Genomic DNA, 19945 nt, shown 5'->3' with positions numbered 1-19945 from the left:
GGCGACTATCCTCCGCACAATTCTTGTGATCCGCTGCTTGTTATGTACCTTGCAACTCGTACAAACTCAATAGCTATGAAGAAAATTATCAGTATTTTACTCATCGCAGGTGGTGTATACCTGGGATATGAAGGTGTAACCCAGCTCCAGAATTCATCGGCATCGTTGAAAGTGGGCAAGTTGGAGCTTTCTGCTAAAAATGAAACTAGCGCAACTACCGCCTACATCTATCTTGGTTTCGGAGTGCTCCTGGTTATTGGGGGAGTCTATGTCCTGAGAAAATCATAAAAAAAAATGTCAGGTCACATGACCTGACATCCATTTCTCCAGCGCAATTAAAAACTTCTGCTTAGCTTTTGATTTCGGCAGTACCAGAGCCCGTGCTGACTTTTATTCTTACATCAGAAGAACCTATTTTCTTTGTTTTCTTCACAGTCGTGTTACGACCATTTCCTACCTCCTCCGTACTGTCAAAATCAAAAGGGGCGTCAATATCGCCATTGTCTTTATTGGCTTCCATCACTATCACACCCTCAATCTTGTTCCCTTCAAAGTCCAGCGTTGAATCTCCGGAGCCGCTGTTCACAGATATGTCGTGAGCTGGTGTGGCGGCTAAAGACACCTCCACATCACCTGAACCGGAATTGAATGAGCTTTTTCCTAAAAGCGTCAACTTTTCAGCACTCACATTTCCACTTCCCACATTGGCGCTCACTTCAGCATTGACAGCGTACAAGTCGATATTGCCAGAACCGGCATTAAATGTAAGATCGCCTTTAGACTCTCTGGCTCTGATATTACCAGACCCGGTGTTCACTCTGATTTTTCCATCCGAGTTTTCAATTCTGGTGTTTCCAGAGCCCGAATTGGTGCTTAGGTCAGCCATCAGCCCACTAATTTGCACATCGCCGCTACCAGTATTGAAGCTGATGTTAACTTCATCCGGCACCTTAATTGTCCATTTTGAGTCTCCACTCCAGCTTCTCCGGTTCTTCATCTTCTCCTCATTGATCACAAGCGTAGCCCCCTTTTGCTCTATAGTAGGCTCATAGTCGTCTATATCATGCTCCAATGCCACATATACTTTACCATCCGCAGATTTCTCAAAAAAGGCATCGCCGGACGAAATGCTCATAGTTACTTTATTAATACCACTGAACGTTCTGTCTACCTTCTGCTGTGCTGTTGCCATTCCCACCACCATAAACAGTAAGGCTACAGTTAATCCTGGTTTGTTGAGTAATTTCATAGTTTTTGACTTAGAGTGATTAACCTATTTATGACAAAAGACATAGGTCGACCAAAAAGGTTGCACATCAAACTGTCATCACTTATTTACTCATTTCGCAAAGAGGCGGTCGGATTGCGGCGGGCAGCCTGCAAAGACTTGTAGCCAACGGTAAGCAACGCTATCAGGGCAACCACAAGTCCGGTTACTGCAAATGTTGATACCGAAAGCCCTTCTGCGTAGGCGAAGCTGCTTAGCCATTTGTCCATCAGCCAATAGGCCAGTGGGCTGCCCAGTGCGAAACCAATCAGCACCAGCAACAGAAACTCTTTTGAGATCAGGTAGACCAGCTGCTGGTTGGAGGCTCCCAGCACTTTCCTGATGCCAAACTCCTTCAGCCGCAGTGAGGTTGCGAAACTGGCCAGGCCAAGCAGGCCGAGACAGGCAATAAAAATTGCCAACCCCGCCGCCAGCGCAAAGACGGTTCCTCTCTTCACATCATCCCTATAATACCGTTCCCACTGTTGGTCAAGAAAATTGTATTCGATGGAACCCTCAGGAGCAAACTTATCATGCACAGCACTTGCATGTTCCAGTACATTAGACGGGTCGCCTTTGGTGTTGAGCACGAAGTAGTCGATAGACATTATCACATTGTTCCACGGGCCAATCACCATGGGGCCAATCTCCTGATAAAGGGACTCGAAATTGAAGTTTTCCACGATCCCGACTACCTGGAAAGTAATGGATTCTTCCCCGTCGTGAAACTGAATCCTCTCACCAACGATGCCTTCACCCCCGAGCATTGCAGCTGCTTTTTCGTTGAGTAAAACATGGAGAGAATCTAACTGGTCGTTACCTGAAAAATTGCTCCCCACCGTTAATTTGATATCGAACGTCTCAAGTGCATCAGGGTCAAAACCCATAAAACGCATCAGTTGGGGGTCTTCGCCTGCCATCTTTGTCACAGAAACAGCTGGCAGTGATTTCCACTCACCAGGTACCCGGCTTACTGCCGCCACATTCAGAACATCAGGGTGCGCTGCAAACTCGCTCTTCATGGCTCTGAAGCTTCTCCGGACATTTCCTGAGTTAATATCAATCACCATTTTTCGTTCTTTGTCGAATCCCATATCCCGGTTTTGTACATAGTCCATTTGATTGTACACCACAGCGGTAGCAATGATCAGAACAATGGACAAAGAGAATTGGAAGACCACTAATACTTTTCGGGATATCAAATTACCCACCTTTTGAAAGTGCCCGCCCAGCACCTGGCCCGGTTGATACGCTGAAATAATAAAAGCAGGTACCAAGCCGGAAAAGATGCCCGTTATAGTGCTCACACTGAAGATTGCCACAAGGATGAAAGGCTGCTGAAGATAAGGGATCTCGATAGTTCTTTCAGTAAGGCTATTGAACCATGGAAGTGCCAGTTCGATAAGCCCTAATGCGGCAATTAATGCCACAGTTGAAACCAACATCGACTCCACTAAAAATTGGCTTATCAGCTGCCCCTTCGATGCACCAACCACTTTGCGAATACCCACCTCCTTGCGCCTGAAAATAGCTCTTGCGGTGGCCAGGTTGATGTAATTGATGACAGCGATGACTAGCACAAAAACTGCAATGAGCCCGAAAATGATGATGTATTGCTGATTACCCTTGGCATGCTGCGTGGGAGTGTCAATGTCTACAGACCTGAGGTGCACATCCGTAAGTGGCTGCAACTCAAAATCCCTTGTCTTCCACTGCTCCCCCAGGTTGTCTTTCAGAAACGCTTCCTTCTTTTGCATGACAGAGGCAACCGCCGAAGGGTCGTTCAGCACCAGAAAAGTGCCGCAATTTCGAGGCTCCCAGCTGCCGAAATATCTTTGGTAATTTTCGCTCCACATTTTTATGTCGGCGAGATAAAAGAAATCAGGTTGAAAGCTTGAATTTTTTGGCACATCCTCCATCACCGCCACCACCTTACAGGAGCCAAATCGGTCAGAGTCAATCATTTTGCCAACAGGGTTCTCAGCACCAAAATACTTTTTGGCTGCCGAATGAGTCAAGATCAGGTCCACACCATTGTTTCCAACATCCTGGGCGATGCTTCCTGCTGTGAATCGGTGGTCAAACACCTCAAAATATGACTTCTCAACTACATAATAATTTCGCTCCAGAAATTTCTTCTCGCCGATTGTGTGCATAGCACCGCCAAAAATAAACACCCTGGCGACGTTCTCTACCTCAGGAAACTCAGCTTTCAACGCCCCTCCCATGGCCCAGTTCGTGAAAATAGTTTTCACTTCTCCCGCTTCAGGAGTAGTCCCACTTTCTACAATTCTATAAATCTTATCAGCTTTCGAGTGATACAAGTTGAAGCTTTGCTCATATCTGATATAGAACATGAGGATCAAAAACACTCCCAACCCTACCGACAAGCCCAGGACATTGATCAGTGTGTAGCCTCTGTGCCGCAGGCTGTTGCGGAGTGCTGATTTCAAGAAGTTCGTCAACATAGTGATAGCGGTTTTACTTTGTCGGCGCTTTTGCAATCATCGTTCCATAAATTAATTAACTGACAGTCAATTAATTGCAAATATTTTATTCCAAGCTACAACGCTGTTTTGCCCGCCAGCGGACGGTACCGGTCACTGCCAAACATCCCAAATATTAACCAGCCTGGAGCTCCTTTCTGCCCGGCAAGAGCACAGCTATAATACCCAACAGAGGCAGGAAAGAACAAATAGCAAAAACATATTCAATGCTGGTTCTATCAGCTAGTTCCCCGAGCAAGGCCGACCCGATGCCGGCGGTACCGAAAGCCAGGCCAAAGAACAGTCCGGCAATCATGCCCACTTTCCCAGGCACCAACTCCTGGGCATAAACGAGAATGGCGGAGAAAGCTGACGACAATATGAGTCCAATAACTACGCTTAATACTCCCGTCCAGAACAGGCTGGCGTAAGGCAGTATCAGTGTAAAAGGCGCTGCGCCAAGTATCGAGAACCAGATCACATACTTGCGACCAAACCGATCTCCCATGGGGCCTCCCAGGAAGGTGCCGGCAGCGACAGCAAAAAGGAACATAAATAAGTACAGCTGCGATGCTTTTACCGACACATCAAATTTTTGAATCAGGTAAAAAGTAAAATAGCTGCTCATGCTGGTCATATAGATATACTTGGAAAAAATGAGCAATAACAAAATAGTCAACGACCAGACTACCTTCTTTACCGGAAGGGCGAATATTTTCTCCGGCTCGGCAACGGCTCGCTTGGCTTTCCTGCTCTTAACCACCAACTGAAACTTGTACCATTTGCCGACGTTGGCCAATATAATCATCGCCAACAAGGCCAGCAGAGAAAACCATATGACGTGAAATTGCCCAAGCGGGACAATGATCAACGCTGCTAGCAACGGCCCCAGGGAGCTTCCCGCATTGCCACCCACCTGAAACAACGACTGAGCCATTCCATGACGGCCGCCGGACGCCATGTGCGCCATGCGGGAGGCTTCCGGATGAAAAACAGATGAACCCAGGCCTATAAAAGCCGCTGACACAAGAATCATGGTGAAGCTTCCGGCCATAGACATACCCAGCAGCCCTAATAGGGTGAAGCCCATTCCAGCAGCAAGTGAAAATGGCTGTGGCCGCTTATCTGTAAATGCACCCACTACAGGCTGAAGCAGGGAGGCAGTCAGCTGAAACGTAAGTGTAATCAAGCCAATCTGGCTAAATGTGAGCTGATAATTCTCCTTCACCATCGGGTAAATGGATGGGATCAGCGACTGCATAGTGTCGTTCAACAGGTGTGAAATACTAAGAGCCACCAAAATGGAAAATGTGGCTTTGTTGGTGGTTTCGTTGGCCATGGTGGCCGCAACTGCTCCGTTGTTCATCAATCTTCTTGTAATATGTCACCCAAAACTTTGGCCGTCCTTCATATCAATTGCAAATTAACGCAGATGTCAGGAATAAAATTCTCAAAAGCGTTGAAATGAATGGCGGCATTCCGGCGTGTACGATGTCTGACTGCACATTAAAGGAACCTTTGCCCCAAATACGGCTCAATTGCCAGTGGGTTGTTCTATGAAAGGCTGCCCGAAAGAAACGCAGCAGAAATTAACCTAACGTCACTAAATCTATCAAAATGAATCGCTATTTGCTTCTGTTTGCACTGATCGTCGGTTGTAAAGCACAGCCTGAAAAGCCTTGGGAATACCTTGGCCAGTCAACGCCAGGCACCACTCCTGAAATGTTTGCTCCTGCGAATGTCTCAACTGGTAACAATGAAAGAGATTTTGCGATTTCGCCTGATGGAACTGAAATCTACAATTCTCTGGTGGGCGTCCAAAAGAGTGTGATAGTAATGCGCAAGTATAGTGGAGGGCGATGGGAAGACCCGGCCATTGCTTCTTTCTCTGGTAATAGTTATGACATTGAACCTGCCTTCTCGCCCGATGGGTCGAAGCTTTATTTTGCCTCAAGGCGGTCGCTAACAAATGGCGAGCCCGACAAAGACTTTGATATTTGGTATGTCGAAAAGCAGAAGGACGGCAGCTGGTCGGAAGCCAAAAATATGGGAGCGCCTGTGAATTCCGATGGCCATGAGTATTACCCATCTGTCGCCAAAAGCGGCAACCTTTATTTCACACTCAGGCTGGAAGAAGGTGGCATGGGAGGAGAAGATATCGTTCTTTCCCGATTTGAAAATGGCGAATTCATGGCACCTGAGCCATTGGACTCGACGGTCAATTCATCCACCGACGAATACAACGCCTTCGTTGACCCGAACGAACAGTTTATCATTTTCGGATCCTGGCAAAGGGAAGGCAGCCAGGGAGGTGGCGATTTATACATTAGCAGAAAAGATCCTGCAGGAAAGTGGCAGCCGGCAGTTAACATGGGTGATGCCATCAACAGCCCCAGGCTCGACTATTGCCCTTACGTTTCTCCCGACGGCCAGTGGCTTTTCTTTACCAGTGAAAAAGTCAAATCATCCGATCAGACGGAAGGCTCTCTAACATACGAAGGATTTGTCGGGCAGCTCACCTCCCCTGGTAATGGAAGGGGAGACATTTATTGGGTGAGGATGCCGGTAGCCGAAAAATAACAGGCTGGGAAAAAAGAAAGCGCTGGGAAACCCAGCGCTTTTCAATCAGGAACCTAACCTAATCAACCTATATTATCTTTCTGGGGTCAATCCAGCTTCACCTGCATGCGACCCAGCTTAGTACCTTTGTTATACACCTCGATCTTGTAAATTCCGGTGGTCAATTTTTCTTTAGGTGTAAAAACCATTTCTACCCGTTGAACCATCTCAAACTGGCCCGGATAAACTCCTAGGCTTGCGACAGGGTTGCCATCTCCCTGCAAGAGGTGGTGTGAAACAGTACCATCGGCTTTGGAATAAACTTTTGAACCAGGAGACACTACTTTGAACTCAAGGCCACCAAGAGCACTCTGTGGCACGTCGAACACGAAGTTGATTTTCTTGGCTTTCTTAGCTCTTACCGTTAATTTTTCATTCTTTTTGGTGACGAGCACAAGGTTATCCTCGGTCAAAGCAGTAAGAAGACCCATGTTTTCAGTAAGGACTTTGTTGTCCATTTCCAACTGAGCAATCATAGCATTAGCATTGGCGTTCTCTTTTCTCAGGTTGCCGTTTTCATCCCGAAGCTTATTAATTTCTCCGTTAAGGCTGGCAATCTGCGAATCAAGACCTGACTTCAAAGCTTTCAACTCAGCTATTTGCCTGTTCAGTTCTGCAATGGAGCCATTGCTCCGTTTGATCTGGCTTAGCTGCGCTTCCTTCTGAGCCAGGTTATCATTCGCCTGAGCCAGGAGATGATCAAGATTGGCGTTTTTGCCTGTCAGAGAGGCTATCTCTTTTTTAAACTTATCAATCTCTTTTTGAAGTTGAAGTTTCTCTGAAAGCAATGCTTCAGATTTAAGCTTCTCCTCGTTAAGACTGGCGACCGCCTCCTTGTTCAGAGTGATATAGTGGGCGCCAATAAAAAGGCTTACAAACAAAAGCCCGGCTATTACATAAGCTGTGACTTTAATTCTCGATGTTGATGATGACTCGCTCATACTTTTGATGTTTATGATGCAATTGTACGGCGGTCATCTAAAGGCCCTATTAGTGCGAGATTAAAATGGCATTAATTTTTTTTCTCGACCGGAAGCGTCAGGGTAAAAGTGCTGCCCTTGCCCTTTTTTGAGATAAGTATCAGCGTCCCCTCGTGCAGTTTCACTATTCTTTGCACCAGCGACAGCCCAATGCCATGGCCTTTGATGTTTTGGGCGTTGCTTCCCCGGTGGAAAGGTTCGAAAATCAGCTCCTGCTCTTCTTCGTCTATTCCGATGCCAAAATCCTGGAAAGTCAACACCAACTGTCCGCTGTCTGGTTCAACGCTTACCTGCACCTCATGAGGATCAGAATATTTGCACCCATTGTCCATCAGGTTGAGCAAAGCTGTTTTTATCAACTGCTCATTACCGACAATGGTCATCTGATCATCCTCCAAATCCTCGTTGAACGATATTGAGACCTTGTATGATGGATTTCTTTTCTGGAGCTCACCAGCGCTTTGCCAGAGAAGCTCGTCCACCCTTATGGAACCGAAAGAGCTTTCAACACTCTCGGAGCTCGCCTGCGCAAGCAGCAGCAGCCGGTTAGACAGATAATTCAGGTTCTTGATGTCGTCAAGAACAGAATTTACGGTGCGCTTGTAATCTTCGGCAGTTCTGTCGCTCAGCAAGGTCACTTCAAGCTGGCCGGTAATAGCAGTAAGTGGCGTTCGCAACTCATGCGAGGCATTGGCAATGAAGTTCTTCTGGAGCTTAAAGGCCTCTTCCAGCCTGTCGAGCATGTCGTTGAATGTGCCTGCCAGCTGCGCCAGCTCATCAGTTTGATTTCCCTCGTCTACCCGGCTGCTCAGGTTACTGATACCAATGGCGTCGACCTGGGCGATTACCCGGGAAATAGGACTTAGGGTACGTTGTGCAAAAATTCGCCCTGATATGAAGGTAAAAAGCAGGCCTGCGCCGAAAACGATGAAAAGCACATTGCGCAGGTTGTTCAGTTTTCGATAGCCAAAAATATCCGTAGCCGAAGCCACCACCACCACTCTGTCATATTGGTCCGTAAAAAGCACTCCAAGCACTTCCTGATTTCCGAATACAAATCTGACTTCCCCCTCAAGCCTTATCCTGTTCAGTAGAGCCTCATTCACCTCCACTGTCTGCACCCCTTCTGAACTATACAGCACCTGATTTTGATAGTCGAAAATGGTAATCTCCTCATTTGGCAAGCTCACCGGGTTGTTCTCCTCAATCTTCCGCAGCAGCTCTGCATCCACCTCCTCTACTTCAATAAGCAGTTTGGCCACATTTCTGGCTTTGTTTTCTATCCTTTCATAAAACTCTTGTTTGCGGTACTGAGCCGATAAGTAGTAGATAGCTAACGAAGAAGCGCCCATGATCAGCGCCACTATCAGCAAGAAAAGGAAGGTAAGCTTGTCCCTGATTTGCATTAGGCTTTTTCAAAAATATACCCCATCCCTATCCGGGTATGGATGAGCTTGTCCTCAAAGTCTCTGTCTATCTTTTTCCTCAGGATATTGATATATACTTCTACCACATTGGTGCCCGTATCAAAATCTATGTCCCACACCTTCTCTGAAATATCCATTTTTGACACCACTCTGCCTTTATTCCTCATCAGGTATTCGAGCAAACCAAATTCCTTGGCAGTCAGGTCTATTTGTTTGTTCCCCCGGTGAGCCACCTTTTTGTCGAGATCTAGGGTCAAGTCAGCTACTGTCAGCACATGAGAGACTACTTCCTCTCTCTGGCTTCGACGGGTGAGTGCTTTGAGCCTGAGTAAAAGCTCCTTGAATTCAAAAGGCTTGACCAGATAGTCGTCGGCACCAGCCTCAAAACCGTTGACTTTGTCTTCGGTGGTACCCAAAGCAGTGAGCATGATTACCGGCAGTGAGGGTTTGTTGTTCTTTATAGCCCGACAAAGTTCTACCCCGCTGATAAAGGGGACTATCACATCCAGGACTGCGACGTCGTAAGCTCCCTTTAGAAATAACGTTAGGCCCATTTGCCCGTCAGTAGCCAGGTCAACCACATAGCCCTGCTCTTCAAGCCCCTGCTTGATAAATGATGCTACCTTTGCTTCGTCTTCTACCAGTAGTATGTTCATAGAAATCTATTAAAGATAAGAACTACTATGAGTCCAACTCACTAAAGTCACGGCAAAGTACATGAATCTCCTCTGCAACTCTTTAAAAGCCGATTACAATGCAGAGATATGAAAAAAGCGTAAGCAACAAATTAAAACGCCCTTAAAAACAACTTTTTCCTTGCCAACACGTATTTGTATGTACATACATATAAATGTATGAAAATTGGACAAAAGAGATTAAAAACTAACTTTAGTTCTGAGAGGAGAACCAAAAAATGAAAACTATTTTGCACAAAGCCAATACGAGAGGACATGCTAACCACGGTTGGCTCAATTCCTATCACACTTTCAGTTTTGCACAATACTACGATCCTGAAAGATTGCATTTTGGTGTTTTAAGGGTTTTGAACGATGACACCGTTAGCGGTAGCATGGGCTTTGGCACTCACCCACACGACAATATGGAAATCATCTCCATTCCATTGTCAGGCGACCTTGAGCATCAGGACAGCATGGGGAACAAACAGGTGATAAGGCAGGGAGATGTGCAGGTACTGAGTGCCGGCACAGGCATCTACCATAGTGAGAAGAACTTCCACAAAGACAAAGAAGTGAAATTCCTTCAAATCTGGATGTTCCCCAACAAAAAGGATGTGACACCCCGCTATGACCAGATCACCCTGGACGCTGACAAAAAACACAATGCATGGCAGCAGGTGTTGTCGCCCAATGCGGATGATGAAGGTGTTTGGGTACACCAAAACGCCTGGTTTAGCATGACCAAACTGGACGCAGGCAAGTCGCTCGACTATCAGGTAAAAGGAAAAGGCAATGGGCTCTACTACTTTATTCTGGAAGGCGATGTAGAAGTGGACGGGCAGAAACTGGGAAAACGAGATGGCTTCGGAGTGTGGGAAACCGAACTGAGTAAGCTAACTGCTTCCACCAATGCGGAGGTGTTGCTCATGGAAGTGCCAATGAACTAAATCAGTTACGGCTGGCGGATTGATCTGCCAGCCTTTTTAATATCTTACAACCATGCTAGAAGTAAAACAACGGGAAGAAGACTCAAAAGGATCATTCTACATAGAAATCGAAGGTCGCAAAATGGCCGAGATGACCTATAGCAAGGCTGGCACAGATCGTATCATTATCGACCACACCGAAGTGGACGGCGAATTGCGTGGTCAGGGTGCAGGTAGGCTAATGGTAGAAAGCGCCGTAGCTTATGCCAGAGCAAAGAAGATTAGCATCATCCCTCTTTGCCCCTTTGCCAGGTCCGTATTTGATAAGAACCCCGAATTAAGAGACGTGTTATGAACCTGGACGCTTATGAGACTATCAATAACCCCGACAAAAAGAGGTTTGAGTTAGAGATTGATGGTGTTCTGTCTGTGATAGAATACACGTTTAAGAAATCAACTAATCAAATGTTCCTTGTTCATACAGAGGTTGATCCGTCGTTAAGAGGAAAAGGTGTGGCCAGTAAAATTGTGAAAGAAGCACTGGACATTATTAGAAAAGAAGGCCACGAACTGGTACCGCTCTGTCCGTTTGTGGTAGCATTTTTGAAAAAACACAAGGAGTACCATGACTTGATGAATGAGAAAAACCAAGCACGATTTAAATAACACCCATGGCAGAAGCAACAGCAACTCCAAACAACACAAATTTTCAGGTGAGTGCAAAAATTCGCCAGCACGAAGTATTGCTCGATGAACCCGAAGAAAAAGGAGGGGGAGATACCGCCCCTACTCCCACCGAACTTGTTTGTGCAAGCCTTGCTGCCTGCACCACTATCACGTTGCAGATGTATATCCAGCACAAAGGGTGGGAGGCATCGGTGAAATCGGTGAACGTGGTTTACGAAACTATTGATGGTATAGGCACCTTCCGGCGGCAGGTAGTACTGCAAGGACATACACCGGAACAGCTGCCAAGGCTGACTTCTGTTGCCAATAGCTGCCCCATCCACAAGCTTCTTTCAAAAGCCAACCCAATAGATACCAGAATAAGATAATTCAATATGGCCGACAAGATAAAAGAGTATAGCAATGGCGAAGTGACCATCATTTGGCAGGCTGAAAACTGCCAGCACTCTGAAAAATGCTGGAGAGGCTTGCCCGGAGTTTTCAACTACAAGGAACGTCCCTGGATAAAGCCTGAAGGCGGAACGACTGAAGAAATTATTGAGCAGGTAAAGAAATGTCCATCGGGTGCCCTTACCTACAGAATGACGAGCAAATAGACCGGTTTGGTGCTGTAACTTCATCCTGAAAATAGACCTGTTAAATCATTTATTTATATTTAGTCTAAATAAGCTTTAATTTCTCAAGGGACTTGCTGTTATTTGCAGACTGAGGATAAAATGCCTGATGTCTGCACCTAACGTAATCGTAGCTGATACACATGAGTTGTCCGTTGCCGGGTTATTATACCTGGTGCATCAAGCTTTTGAATCCGTACAGGTAGAAACGGTCAAGAGCCGTGTTGCATTGAGCAACGTCCTGAAAAATTTTCCGTCCGGCATCCTTATAGTCAATCCATATGGGGTGAAAGACCTGGATCCAGCGAGTCTCTTAGAAGTGCTTGCTGACAACCCTCAAGTATACCCTCTCCTACTTGTTTCCCGCATCGATCAGGAAGACTTAAAGCCGCTGATCAAATTCGGTGCCATTGGCATCATCACCAAAAACTGCAGCCAACGGGAGGTTTTGGCCGCCCTGGAAGCTGCGATTCATCAGGAAAAATTCGTTTGCAACAAAGTGATGGAAGCCTTCCTGGCCGAAAACGACGCAGCCGACGACCTGCAGTCAGAGAAAACGCTTTCTGAAAGAGAAATCGGGGTTATCCGGTTCATAGCCAAAGGCCTGTCAACAGAAGAAATTGGAGAGGAGCTGCACCTCAGCCCTCATACCATTCACGCCCATCGCAAAAACATCCTGAAGAAAATGAATGTGAAGACGCCGGTGGAGCTCGTCGTAAAAGCGATACGGGAGAAGCTTATTACGGTTTAATTTCCTCAATCAGTCAAAACTAAACTTACTAGTTGTATGTGGATGAGCTATAAGAAAATTTTTATAGCTCATAAAATACCCATATATTGAGCTATAAATAGAAAAATATAGCTCATGACTTGGAACTGGCAACACAAAGAGTGGCCCCAATTCAAATACAAAGTTGATATTTACGAAGCCTACGAACGAGACTTCCTCCACAGAGCGGGGATTATGTTTGGAAGCATGAAGCATGTCAGTGTGGCTGACCAAGATGTTCTGAAGGTTGATTTAATGAGTAATGAAGCATTTAAAACATCAGAAATTGAGGGTGAGCTTTTGAATAGAGAATCTCTACAGTCTTCTATTAGACGACAATTTGGCCTCAAAACTGATCATCAACGGAGAATTACTCCCGCTGAAGAGGGAATAGCCGAGCTAATGATCGATTTGTATAAAACATATAATGCTCCCTTAGATGAACATCAGCTCTTTTCCTGGCATGAAATGTTGACCTCCGGGAGAAGAGATCTGTTGGATATTGGCAGATATAGAACACATGAGGATTCCATGCAAGTGGTGTCAGGAGCACTCGGCAGCCCCAAGGTGCACTATGAGGCCCCGCCCTCTTCAAGAGTGAAAAAAGAAATGGACACCTTCATCGCATGGTTCAATGCAACAAACAAGCCCGCTTCTGACCCCCTCTCGCCACTTGTACGGGCAGGGATAGCCCACCTATACTTCGAAAGCATTCACCCTTTTGAGGATGGAAACGGGAGGATAGGTAGGGCTATATCCGAAAAAGCACTTTCTCAGGCGCTTGGAAAACCTACACTCATTGCCATTTCTCATGTTATAGAAAGCAACAAAAAGGAATACTATGAGGCTCTCCAAAACAATAGCACGAGTTTAGCTATCGATCAATGGCTGGAATATTTTTGCCATCTGGTTATACAAGCGCAGAGTCACACGCAAAGCACAATTGACTTCCTGATTGAAAAGGGTAAATTTTTCCATCGGTTTTCAAATGCATTAAACCCACGTCAGACGAAAGTAATAGAGCGAATATTTAAAGAGGGTATAAACGGCTTTAAAGGCGGCCTTAGTGCTGAAAATTACATTCGTATTACTCAAACCACCGCCTCTACCGCTACCAGAGACTTGCAAAACCTCGTCGAGCAAGGGGCACTCAAAAGAACAGGGGCACGAAAAGGAACAAGGTATTATCTAAACATCAACCACGAAAGCACGGCAGTCTACTAGCTTATTGACCTCCTGTTTTTAGCAATTTGAGATCCTTCAGCCGGCTGGCGCCTTCACTACACATTTTCGAAAAACACCACACACAACTGACTCGTTCGTAGTGATATGTGATTTCTTTCTGCTGCGAAAGCATCGAATAGCTTAAACAAGCTATCACTAATCCCCACTGCAAGCACTTCCTGTACTTAAAGAAGCAGTTATTTAAGCTCAATCAAGCGATTGACAGCCCAATCTCCCCGGCCTACATTTGCCATTATTTAAAACGATTCTAAATAAATGAAACATATCAATCTGTTTAGCATTTCGGCTGCGTGCCTGCTCCTTTTCAGTCAATGTGGGCCCGCAAATACAACATCGAAGAGTACAGAAAACTCAACTCCCGACAAGGAAGCACTAAAAATAGTCAGTATTGGAGGGACTTTGTCTGAGATAGTCTGTGCACTGGGAAGCTGCGATCAGGTTATCGCCGCTGACAAAACCAGCACCCGACCAAAAAGCCTGCAAACCCTGCCTTCGGTAGGCTATCGCACTGGCATCAAAGCCGAAGGCGTTGTGTCGCTGGATGCTGATATTGTATTAGCTGAGGAAGACCACATCAATGCCGAGGTTGTTACTCAATTGCAAAGCACGGCATTGCCAATCCACGTGTTCAAACATGAACTTAACGTCGCTTCTACCAAAAAGATAATAGCTGAGATAGGCAAAATCATTAACAAGGAGCAGGCGGCAAAAGAGTTGGTTGCCACACTAGAGAAAGACCTTCTTTCGCTGGATTCTATGATCAGCCTTACCACCACAAAACCAAGAATGCTGTTCGTCTATGCCCGGGGGCTCGGTTCACTGAGTATCTGCGGCAAAAACACATTTGCCGAGGAGCTCATCAAAATGGCTGGTGCGCAGTTTGCTGTTGACGAAATATTCGACTACAAACCACTAACACCAGAGGCCCTGGTAGCGGCCAACCCTGACTACATCTTGTTTTTTGACAGTGGCCTCGAAAGCCTGGGCGGCATTGAGGCAGCTTTGCAGATTCAGGGGATGATGCAAACGACCGCCGGGGAAAAAGAGCAAATACTTGCCATGGACGGGCTTTGGCTTTCAGGCTTTGGGCCGGGCGTGGGAAAGGCAGCTATTCAGCTGGCGACCAGCATTCACCCTGAGCTGGCAGCACACAACGTAGCCGAAAGCAACTAACCTATGCAAGTGGCTACCCTACCGGCAATGAAAGCTAAAAGAAACCTCACTACCAATTCTGCCATACTCGGCAGCCTGGTAGCGCTGCTTGTGTGCACCATGTTCATTTCGCTTCGTGTCGGTGCGCTTGGCATCAGCGTTGGCCAAATTGTTAATATTCTCCTTCACAATTTGGGGTTTGACGTGGCAGAGGTTAGCGCAAGAGACTCGGCAGTTTTGTTGTCGATTCGTCTTCCAAGACTGGTGCTTGGTGTGGCGGTTGGAGGTGCCCTGGGAATTTCCGGTGCCGCATTGCAGGGTCTTTTCAGAAATCCGCTTGTGGAGCCCGGCATTATTGGTGTTTCCAACGGAGCCGCTTTGATGGCTGTCGTTGTGCTGGTTTTTGGCCCTAGTCTCGCTTTGTTTTTAACTCCGAACCTTACAACCTGGCTACTACCAGTGGCAGCCTTTTCAGGTAGCCTTGCCGCCACTTATATCGCCTACCAATTCAGCAAAGGTGCCTATCAAACCGACGTCACCATTCTCATTCTTGCAGGTGTAGCCATTACGGCCCTTTGTGCAGCCCTTATGGGCATCGTCATCTTCCACTCAAACGAAACGGCGTTGCGTTCCTTCACTTTCTGGAGCATGGGCGATTTGAGTGGTGCCTCCTGGGATAAAATTGGCTTCGCCATCTGGCTTATCGTGCTGCCTGCTGTGACCCTTATCGGGCAAAGTCAGTCGCTCAACGCCATGGCACTGGGGGAATCCGAAGCCCGCCATTTAGGTGTGGAAGTAGAAAAAATCAAACATCGGATTATTTTACTAAGCGCTCTGGCAGTGGGTGCATCAGTGGCCATGGCCGGGGCCATCGGATTCATTGGGTTGGTTGTTCCGCACATTCTGCGAATGGCGTTTGGCCCGGATCATAAACTGATACTTCCGGCTTCAGCCATAGGGGGTGCTATTTTACTCACTGTAGCAGATATGATCGCCAGAACAATTGTCGCTCCTACAGAGCTCCCCATCGGCATTATCACGGCGCTAATGGGAACACCATTTTTCATCTGGATGCTTGCCTCAGCCAGAAAAAAAAGAATTCAGATCTAACCCGACGCTCATGTATCAGGCAAAAAATATAAGCTTCTCAGCGGGCACAAAGAAAATTCTCGATCAGGTGTCGGTCGCAGTTTTCCCTGGAAAATTTACCGCCATTGTCGGCCCCAATGGTGCCGGCAAATCAACACTTTTGAAAGCACTATGCCGGGACATACTCCCTGACGAAGGAGAAATAAGCATCAACAATCACGCAATGTCCACCTATACTTCAAGGGAGTTGGCATTGACCAGGGCGGTGCTTCCCCAAAAAACACACCTGAGTCTGGCCTTTACTGCTGAAGAAGTGGTGATGCTCGGAAGAACCCCCCACAGCACAACCAATAGTCAAAACGAAGAAATTACGAGAGAAGTAATGCAGGAGGCAGATGTTTATCACCTGAAGCATAGGGTATATCAAACACTGTCGGGCGGCGAGCAGCAAAGAGTGAACCTGGCCAGGGTACTTGCTCAATTGCACGACCAGCAAGAGCACCCAACTTACCTCCTACTCGACGAACCGACCTCAAGCCTGGACATAGCGCAGCAGCATGGCTTGCTCGACATCGTTCGGCAAAGGTGCGTGGAGCGTGGATATGGAGTAGCGGCTGTGATACATGACCTCAACCTTGCCGCTCAGTATGCCGACTACTTTCTATTTATGAAAAACGGGAAAGAAGTGGGGCAGGGCCCCAGCCAGCTTATGCTCCGAAAAGAAATGATCGAGCATACGTTTTCATACCCGGTCGAGCTGATTTACAGTGAGAATAGCGACATACCTATGATATACACAAAGGGGTCCATCCCTTTTGAAACTACACCCCTTTTGAACGAAACTATAAATAGCAGATAATGGAAAACTTAGCAATCGATAAAACTGATGTTGAGGCATTAAAAAAAGCCTGGGCAGAGATTCAAGCCGCACAACCAAATGTGAGAATCAGAAATGCTGCTCAGGAGCTGGGAGTAAGCGAAGCAGAGCTTTTGGCAACAGAAGTAGGCCCTGCCTGTGTGAGACTGGAAGCCACCCCTGAACGAAGCTGGCCTGATTTTTTGAAACGACTGCCAGAGCTTGGCTACGTGATGTCATTAACCAGAAATGGCGCATGTGTGCTGGAGCACAAGGGCAAGTTCCAGAAAGTGGAAACTTTTGGCGAAGGCGAAAGAGCCATGGCAACGGTGATTGGCCCTATAGAAACCCGTGTTTTCTTTAGTGCCTGGCACGTTGGGTTTGCCCACCAAATGACCAAAGGCGACAGAACACTCACCAGTTTGCAGATTTTCGATAAGGCCGGAGAGGCGATCACCAAAATTTACCTACAGGAAAAAAGCAACAACGACGCCTTTCTGAAAATTGTTGAAGACTACCGGTCCGACAACCAGGAGCCGGGGCAAACGGTGGAGCCTTACAGCCAACCCACATTTGGGGACGCTATTGACAAGCCCGCCTTTCTTAAAGAGTGGAGCGAGTTGAAAGACACACACGACTTCTTTGGCATGCTGAAAAGGCACAATGTGCATCGCTACAAGGCGCTTGAAATTGCCAATGGCACTTTCAGTTATCCCATAAGCACTGACAACCTTCAGCACGTGCTCGAAACTGCCGCAAGCACCCAACTTCCCGTCATGATTTTTGCTGGAAACAGGGGCAACTTGCAAATTCAGCAAGGAAAGGTAAAAACGATCCGCCTTCTTGAGGGCCAGGAAAAATGGCTCAATGTCCTCGACCCGGAGTTCAACATGCACCTGAAGCTGGAGGCCAGCCAAACTGCCTGGGTAGTACGCAAACCCACATCGGAAGGTAACGTCACCAGCATTGAAGTATTCGATGGAGAGAAGAATATGATTGCCCAGTTTTTTGGCCTTAGAAAGCCAGGTATTCCTGAATTGGAGGCATGGAAGCAATTAGTCGACTCACTACCAAAGCTATAGGGATGCGAGTAGTTTTTCTCTTCACTTGTCTTTTGGTTCTCCATTCTGGCCTCGTGGCGCAGGATAGCCTGAAAAGCTACGTGATGGACGACATTGTTATCACAGGCCAGTTTGAATCTCAATCGGCCAGTAGGTCGGTGTATCAGGTGAGAACCATTGCTATGGAAAGAATCCAGTCACAAGGAGCTAATCGTTTGCAGGATGTGCTGCAGACAGAACTCAATGTGAGGTTTTCTCAGGACATGGCGCTTGGTGAGTCGAGTATGACACTACAGGGGCTGGGCGGTCAAAACATCAAAGTGTTGATAGATGGCATGCCTTTGATTACGAGGGAGGGCACCTCTAACTCAGGCGCTCTTAATCAGGTCGATGTCAACAATATTGAGAAGATTGAGATAGTGGAAGGCCCCATGTCGGTAGTGTATGGTGCCGATGCGCTGGCAGGAGTCATCAACATCATTACCAAAAAGCCAGAGAATGATAAGCTTTCACTGGATGCCCGGGTGCAGGAAGAGTCTGCCGGATCGGAATACGGATTCGACAAGGGCGTTCACAATCAAAGCATGGGGGCAGGCTATACGCTGGGCAAAGTGTACACCCAGGCCAGGCTGAGTCACAACCAGTTTTATGGATGGCAGGGTAACGCCGAGGGCCGGGACAAACAATGGCACCCAAAAAACCAATGGCTGACCAGCGGTCTCGTCGGCTTCAGAAATGATAAATCAAACATTTTCTACAAGCTCGACTACCTGGACGAATCTATTCAAAACCCTGGCGCTTTCTATGGCGGTGAGGCGCTTGATCAGGAGTATATGACCGAAAGGTTTAACCACCAGTTGCAGGGCCAAACCAGGCTATTTGACAAGTTGAGCTATAACGGCGCTGTTTCTCTTATCAATTTTAGCAGACGCACGCTTACGACCACAGTGGATCAGGAGACTGGCGATGTGAGGCTGGCCCTTGGGGCAGGTTTACAGGATGTATCCTCTTATGACGGCGTTAGCCTCAGAGGCACTTTCCAGTATCAACTTTCACCTCAATGGTCATTTCAGCCAGGCTACGACATCAACCTGGAACAGGGAGAAGGGGGCCGCATCAGTGCTGACGCTCCCTGGCTGAACGACTACGCTTTCTTCTTTTCCACTGAATACACCCCAACTGACAGAATAAGCATCAGGCCTGGGTTTAGGGTAATCAAAAACTCGGTGTACCAGGCGCCACCAGCAGTTCCTTCCATCAATACCAAGTTTCAGCTAACCGACAATCTGGTACTGAGGGCTGCTTATGCAAGAGGCTTCAGGGCGCCGTCATTAAGAGAACTGTACTTCAACTTCTACGACGCCAGCCATTCCATCGAAGGAAACCCCGACCTGGAGGCCGAACTATCTAACAGTGTGAATGGTGGACTTAGCTGGAAGGTGATGAGCACAACCAAATCGAGGGTTGACATGACGCTGAATAGTTTCTTTAACGCAGTAGATAACATGATTAGCTACGGACAGAAACCCAGCAACAGCTTGATCACGACCTACATCAATGTTGATAAGTTTAAAACAAAGGGACTTATGTGGAACACAACGTATACAAACAAAGCACTTGAAGTAAAAGCAGGGGTTTCGTATACCGGACGATACAATCAACTAATAGGCGACGATAGCGAGCTTCCCGAATTCACATGGGCGCCTGAAGCTAATTTGGTGGCCAACTATCAAATGGCTTCAGCCGGATTAACCTTGAATGTATTCTACAAATACACCGGTTCATTGCCCAACTATGAAGTGAGCACAGACGATACTGGTAGTGAAGCTATTCGCCTAGCCAAAATTGATGGATACCACATGATGGACTTTACCACCAGCAAGGAACTATTCAGCTATCTGAGTGCCACGCTGGGAGTAAGAAACCTCCTCAACGTAACGAATGTAAACAACACATCAACAGACACCGGAGGAGCGCATAGCACAGGAGGTGCCAGGCCTATTGGTTATGGAAGATCCTATTTTCTGGGGCTCAGTTTCAACCTGAACAAGTAAAAAAATTTCTAATTCTATTTATAATAAGACTAATTA

General features: G+C 46.9%; 20 protein-coding genes. 14 read left to right on the top strand and 6 right to left on the bottom strand.

Features of this window, described 5'->3' with window-relative positions:
• The first annotated feature begins 75 nt into the window (after positions 1–75).
• Positions 76–288, top strand: coding sequence for a hypothetical protein (locus RT717_RS05175; protein WP_317490669.1), 213 nt, complete (start codon positions 76–78; stop codon positions 286–288).
• Between the two features lie 61 nt (positions 289–349).
• Here the strand turns inward: RT717_RS05175 and RT717_RS05170 are convergent, their stop codons facing one another.
• The 3 genes from RT717_RS05170 to RT717_RS05160 all read right to left on the bottom strand — a co-directional run bounded on the left by RT717_RS05170 (position 350) and on the right by RT717_RS05160 (position 5119).
• Entirely contained in the window at positions 350–1249 is a 900-nt protein-coding gene (locus RT717_RS05170; protein WP_317490668.1) for a DUF4097 family beta strand repeat-containing protein, read from the bottom strand.
• 86 nt (positions 1250–1335) lie between these two features.
• Positions 1336–3735, bottom strand: coding sequence for an ABC transporter permease (locus RT717_RS05165; protein ID WP_317490667.1), 2400 nt, complete (start codon positions 3733–3735; stop codon positions 1336–1338).
• Positions 3736–3889: 154 nt separating this feature from the next.
• Entirely contained in the window at positions 3890–5119 is a 1230-nt protein-coding gene (locus RT717_RS05160) for an MFS transporter (protein ID WP_317490666.1), read from the bottom strand.
• 251 nt (positions 5120–5370) lie between these two features.
• On the opposite strand from RT717_RS05160, the gene RT717_RS05155 reads away from it, so the two are divergent.
• Positions 5371–6333: a hypothetical protein gene (locus tag RT717_RS05155; RefSeq protein ID WP_317490665.1), complete on the top strand. Its 963-nt coding sequence runs from the start codon at positions 5371–5373 to the stop codon at positions 6331–6333.
• A gap of 86 nt (positions 6334–6419) precedes the next feature.
• Here RT717_RS05155 and RT717_RS05150 read toward each other — a convergent pair whose 3' ends face one another.
• The 3 genes from RT717_RS05150 to RT717_RS05140 all read right to left on the bottom strand — a co-directional run bounded on the left by RT717_RS05150 (position 6420) and on the right by RT717_RS05140 (position 9435).
• The gene (locus RT717_RS05150; protein ID WP_151999023.1) at positions 6420–7313 is read right to left on the bottom strand and encodes a hypothetical protein; all 894 of its coding nucleotides are present in this window, start codon (positions 7311–7313) and stop codon (positions 6420–6422) included.
• A 71-nt stretch (positions 7314–7384) separates the two neighbouring features.
• Positions 7385–8758: a sensor histidine kinase gene (locus RT717_RS05145; protein WP_317490664.1), complete on the bottom strand. Its 1374-nt coding sequence runs from the start codon at positions 8756–8758 to the stop codon at positions 7385–7387.
• Positions 8758–9435: a response regulator transcription factor gene (locus RT717_RS05140; RefSeq protein WP_317490663.1), complete on the bottom strand. Its 678-nt coding sequence runs from the start codon at positions 9433–9435 to the stop codon at positions 8758–8760. The genes RT717_RS05145 and RT717_RS05140 overlap by 1 nt, the downstream gene beginning before the upstream one ends.
• Positions 9436–9692: 257 nt before the next feature.
• Between RT717_RS05140 and RT717_RS05135 the strand changes: the two genes are divergently transcribed.
• From RT717_RS05135 to RT717_RS05080, 12 genes are all read left to right on the top strand, one after another.
• A complete protein-coding gene (locus RT717_RS05135) occupies positions 9693–10403 on the top strand; it encodes a pirin family protein (protein WP_317490662.1) in 711 nt (236 codons plus the stop codon).
• A gap of 52 nt (positions 10404–10455) precedes the next feature.
• A complete protein-coding gene (locus tag RT717_RS05130) occupies positions 10456–10737 on the top strand; it encodes a GNAT family N-acetyltransferase (protein WP_317490661.1) in 282 nt (93 codons plus the stop codon).
• Entirely contained in the window at positions 10734–11048 is a 315-nt protein-coding gene (locus RT717_RS05125; RefSeq protein ID WP_317490660.1) for a GNAT family N-acetyltransferase, read from the top strand. Before RT717_RS05130 ends, RT717_RS05125 begins: the two co-directional genes overlap by 4 nt.
• Positions 11049–11053: 5 nt before the next feature.
• Entirely contained in the window at positions 11054–11437 is a 384-nt protein-coding gene (locus RT717_RS05120; protein ID WP_317490659.1) for an OsmC family protein, read from the top strand.
• 6 nt (positions 11438–11443) lie between these two features.
• The gene (locus RT717_RS05115) at positions 11444–11665 is read left to right on the top strand and encodes a (4Fe-4S)-binding protein (RefSeq protein WP_317490658.1); all 222 of its coding nucleotides are present in this window, start codon (positions 11444–11446) and stop codon (positions 11663–11665) included.
• 127 nt (positions 11666–11792) lie between these two features.
• Entirely contained in the window at positions 11793–12434 is a 642-nt protein-coding gene (locus RT717_RS05110) for a helix-turn-helix transcriptional regulator (RefSeq protein ID WP_317490657.1), read from the top strand.
• Between the two features lie 114 nt (positions 12435–12548).
• Positions 12549–13676, top strand: coding sequence for a Fic family protein (locus tag RT717_RS05105; protein ID WP_317490656.1), 1128 nt, complete (start codon positions 12549–12551; stop codon positions 13674–13676).
• A gap of 276 nt (positions 13677–13952) precedes the next feature.
• Positions 13953–14870, top strand: coding sequence for a heme/hemin ABC transporter substrate-binding protein (locus RT717_RS05100; RefSeq protein ID WP_317490655.1), 918 nt, complete (start codon positions 13953–13955; stop codon positions 14868–14870).
• Between the two features lie 27 nt (positions 14871–14897).
• A complete protein-coding gene (locus RT717_RS05095; protein WP_317490654.1) occupies positions 14898–15959 on the top strand; it encodes a FecCD family ABC transporter permease in 1062 nt (353 codons plus the stop codon).
• Between the two features lie 10 nt (positions 15960–15969).
• A complete protein-coding gene (locus RT717_RS05090) occupies positions 15970–16797 on the top strand; it encodes a heme ABC transporter ATP-binding protein (RefSeq protein ID WP_317490653.1) in 828 nt (275 codons plus the stop codon).
• The gene (locus tag RT717_RS05085; protein ID WP_317490652.1) at positions 16797–17876 is read left to right on the top strand and encodes a hemin-degrading factor; all 1080 of its coding nucleotides are present in this window, start codon (positions 16797–16799) and stop codon (positions 17874–17876) included. Before RT717_RS05090 ends, RT717_RS05085 begins: the two co-directional genes overlap by 1 nt.
• Positions 17840–19909: a TonB-dependent receptor plug domain-containing protein gene (locus RT717_RS05080; RefSeq protein ID WP_317490651.1), complete on the top strand. Its 2070-nt coding sequence runs from the start codon at positions 17840–17842 to the stop codon at positions 19907–19909. The genes RT717_RS05085 and RT717_RS05080 overlap by 37 nt, the downstream gene beginning before the upstream one ends.
• Positions 19910–19945: the final 36 nt, after the last annotated feature.

It is taken from the genome of Imperialibacter roseus (assembly GCF_032999765.1).
GTDB lineage: Bacteria > Bacteroidota > Bacteroidia > Cytophagales > Cyclobacteriaceae > Imperialibacter > Imperialibacter roseus.
The sequence above is the reverse complement of the archived record's forward strand: the minus strand, read 5'-3'. Positions and strand labels throughout refer to the sequence as shown.

Excerpts from the sequence above, each read along its gene's own strand:
- RT717_RS05105 (WP_317490656.1), top strand. The coding sequence starts at position 12,549 with ATGACTTGGAACTGGCAACACAAAGAGTGGCCCCAATTCAAATACAAA.
- RT717_RS05130 (WP_317490661.1), top strand. The coding sequence starts at position 10,456 with ATGCTAGAAGTAAAACAACGGGAAGAAGACTCAAAAGGATCATTCTAC.
- RT717_RS05150 (WP_151999023.1), bottom strand. The coding sequence starts at position 7,313 with ATGAGCGAGTCATCATCAACATCGAGAATTAAAGTCACAGCTTATGTA.
- RT717_RS05080 (WP_317490651.1), top strand. The coding sequence starts at position 17,840 with ATGGAAGCAATTAGTCGACTCACTACCAAAGCTATAGGGATGCGAGTA.
- RT717_RS05115 (WP_317490658.1), top strand. The coding sequence starts at position 11,444 with ATGGCCGACAAGATAAAAGAGTATAGCAATGGCGAAGTGACCATCATT.
- RT717_RS05125 (WP_317490660.1), top strand. The coding sequence starts at position 10,734 with ATGAACCTGGACGCTTATGAGACTATCAATAACCCCGACAAAAAGAGG.
- RT717_RS05090 (WP_317490653.1), top strand. The coding sequence starts at position 15,970 with ATGTATCAGGCAAAAAATATAAGCTTCTCAGCGGGCACAAAGAAAATT.
- RT717_RS05145 (WP_317490664.1), bottom strand. The coding sequence starts at position 8,758 with ATGCAAATCAGGGACAAGCTTACCTTCCTTTTCTTGCTGATAGTGGCG.
- RT717_RS05095 (WP_317490654.1), top strand. The coding sequence starts at position 14,898 with ATGAAAGCTAAAAGAAACCTCACTACCAATTCTGCCATACTCGGCAGC.
- RT717_RS05135 (WP_317490662.1), top strand. The coding sequence starts at position 9,693 with ATGAAAACTATTTTGCACAAAGCCAATACGAGAGGACATGCTAACCAC.
- RT717_RS05120 (WP_317490659.1), top strand. The coding sequence starts at position 11,054 with ATGGCAGAAGCAACAGCAACTCCAAACAACACAAATTTTCAGGTGAGT.
- RT717_RS05165 (WP_317490667.1), bottom strand. The coding sequence starts at position 3,735 with ATGTTGACGAACTTCTTGAAATCAGCACTCCGCAACAGCCTGCGGCAC.
- RT717_RS05170 (WP_317490668.1), bottom strand. The coding sequence starts at position 1,249 with ATGAAATTACTCAACAAACCAGGATTAACTGTAGCCTTACTGTTTATG.
- RT717_RS05110 (WP_317490657.1), top strand. The coding sequence starts at position 11,793 with ATGTCTGCACCTAACGTAATCGTAGCTGATACACATGAGTTGTCCGTT.
- RT717_RS05155 (WP_317490665.1), top strand. The coding sequence starts at position 5,371 with ATGAATCGCTATTTGCTTCTGTTTGCACTGATCGTCGGTTGTAAAGCA.
- RT717_RS05100 (WP_317490655.1), top strand. The coding sequence starts at position 13,953 with ATGAAACATATCAATCTGTTTAGCATTTCGGCTGCGTGCCTGCTCCTT.
- RT717_RS05160 (WP_317490666.1), bottom strand. The coding sequence starts at position 5,119 with ATGAACAACGGAGCAGTTGCGGCCACCATGGCCAACGAAACCACCAAC.
- RT717_RS05085 (WP_317490652.1), top strand. The coding sequence starts at position 16,797 with ATGGAAAACTTAGCAATCGATAAAACTGATGTTGAGGCATTAAAAAAA.
- RT717_RS05175 (WP_317490669.1), top strand. The coding sequence starts at position 76 with ATGAAGAAAATTATCAGTATTTTACTCATCGCAGGTGGTGTATACCTG.
- RT717_RS05140 (WP_317490663.1), bottom strand. The coding sequence starts at position 9,435 with ATGAACATACTACTGGTAGAAGACGAAGCAAAGGTAGCATCATTTATC.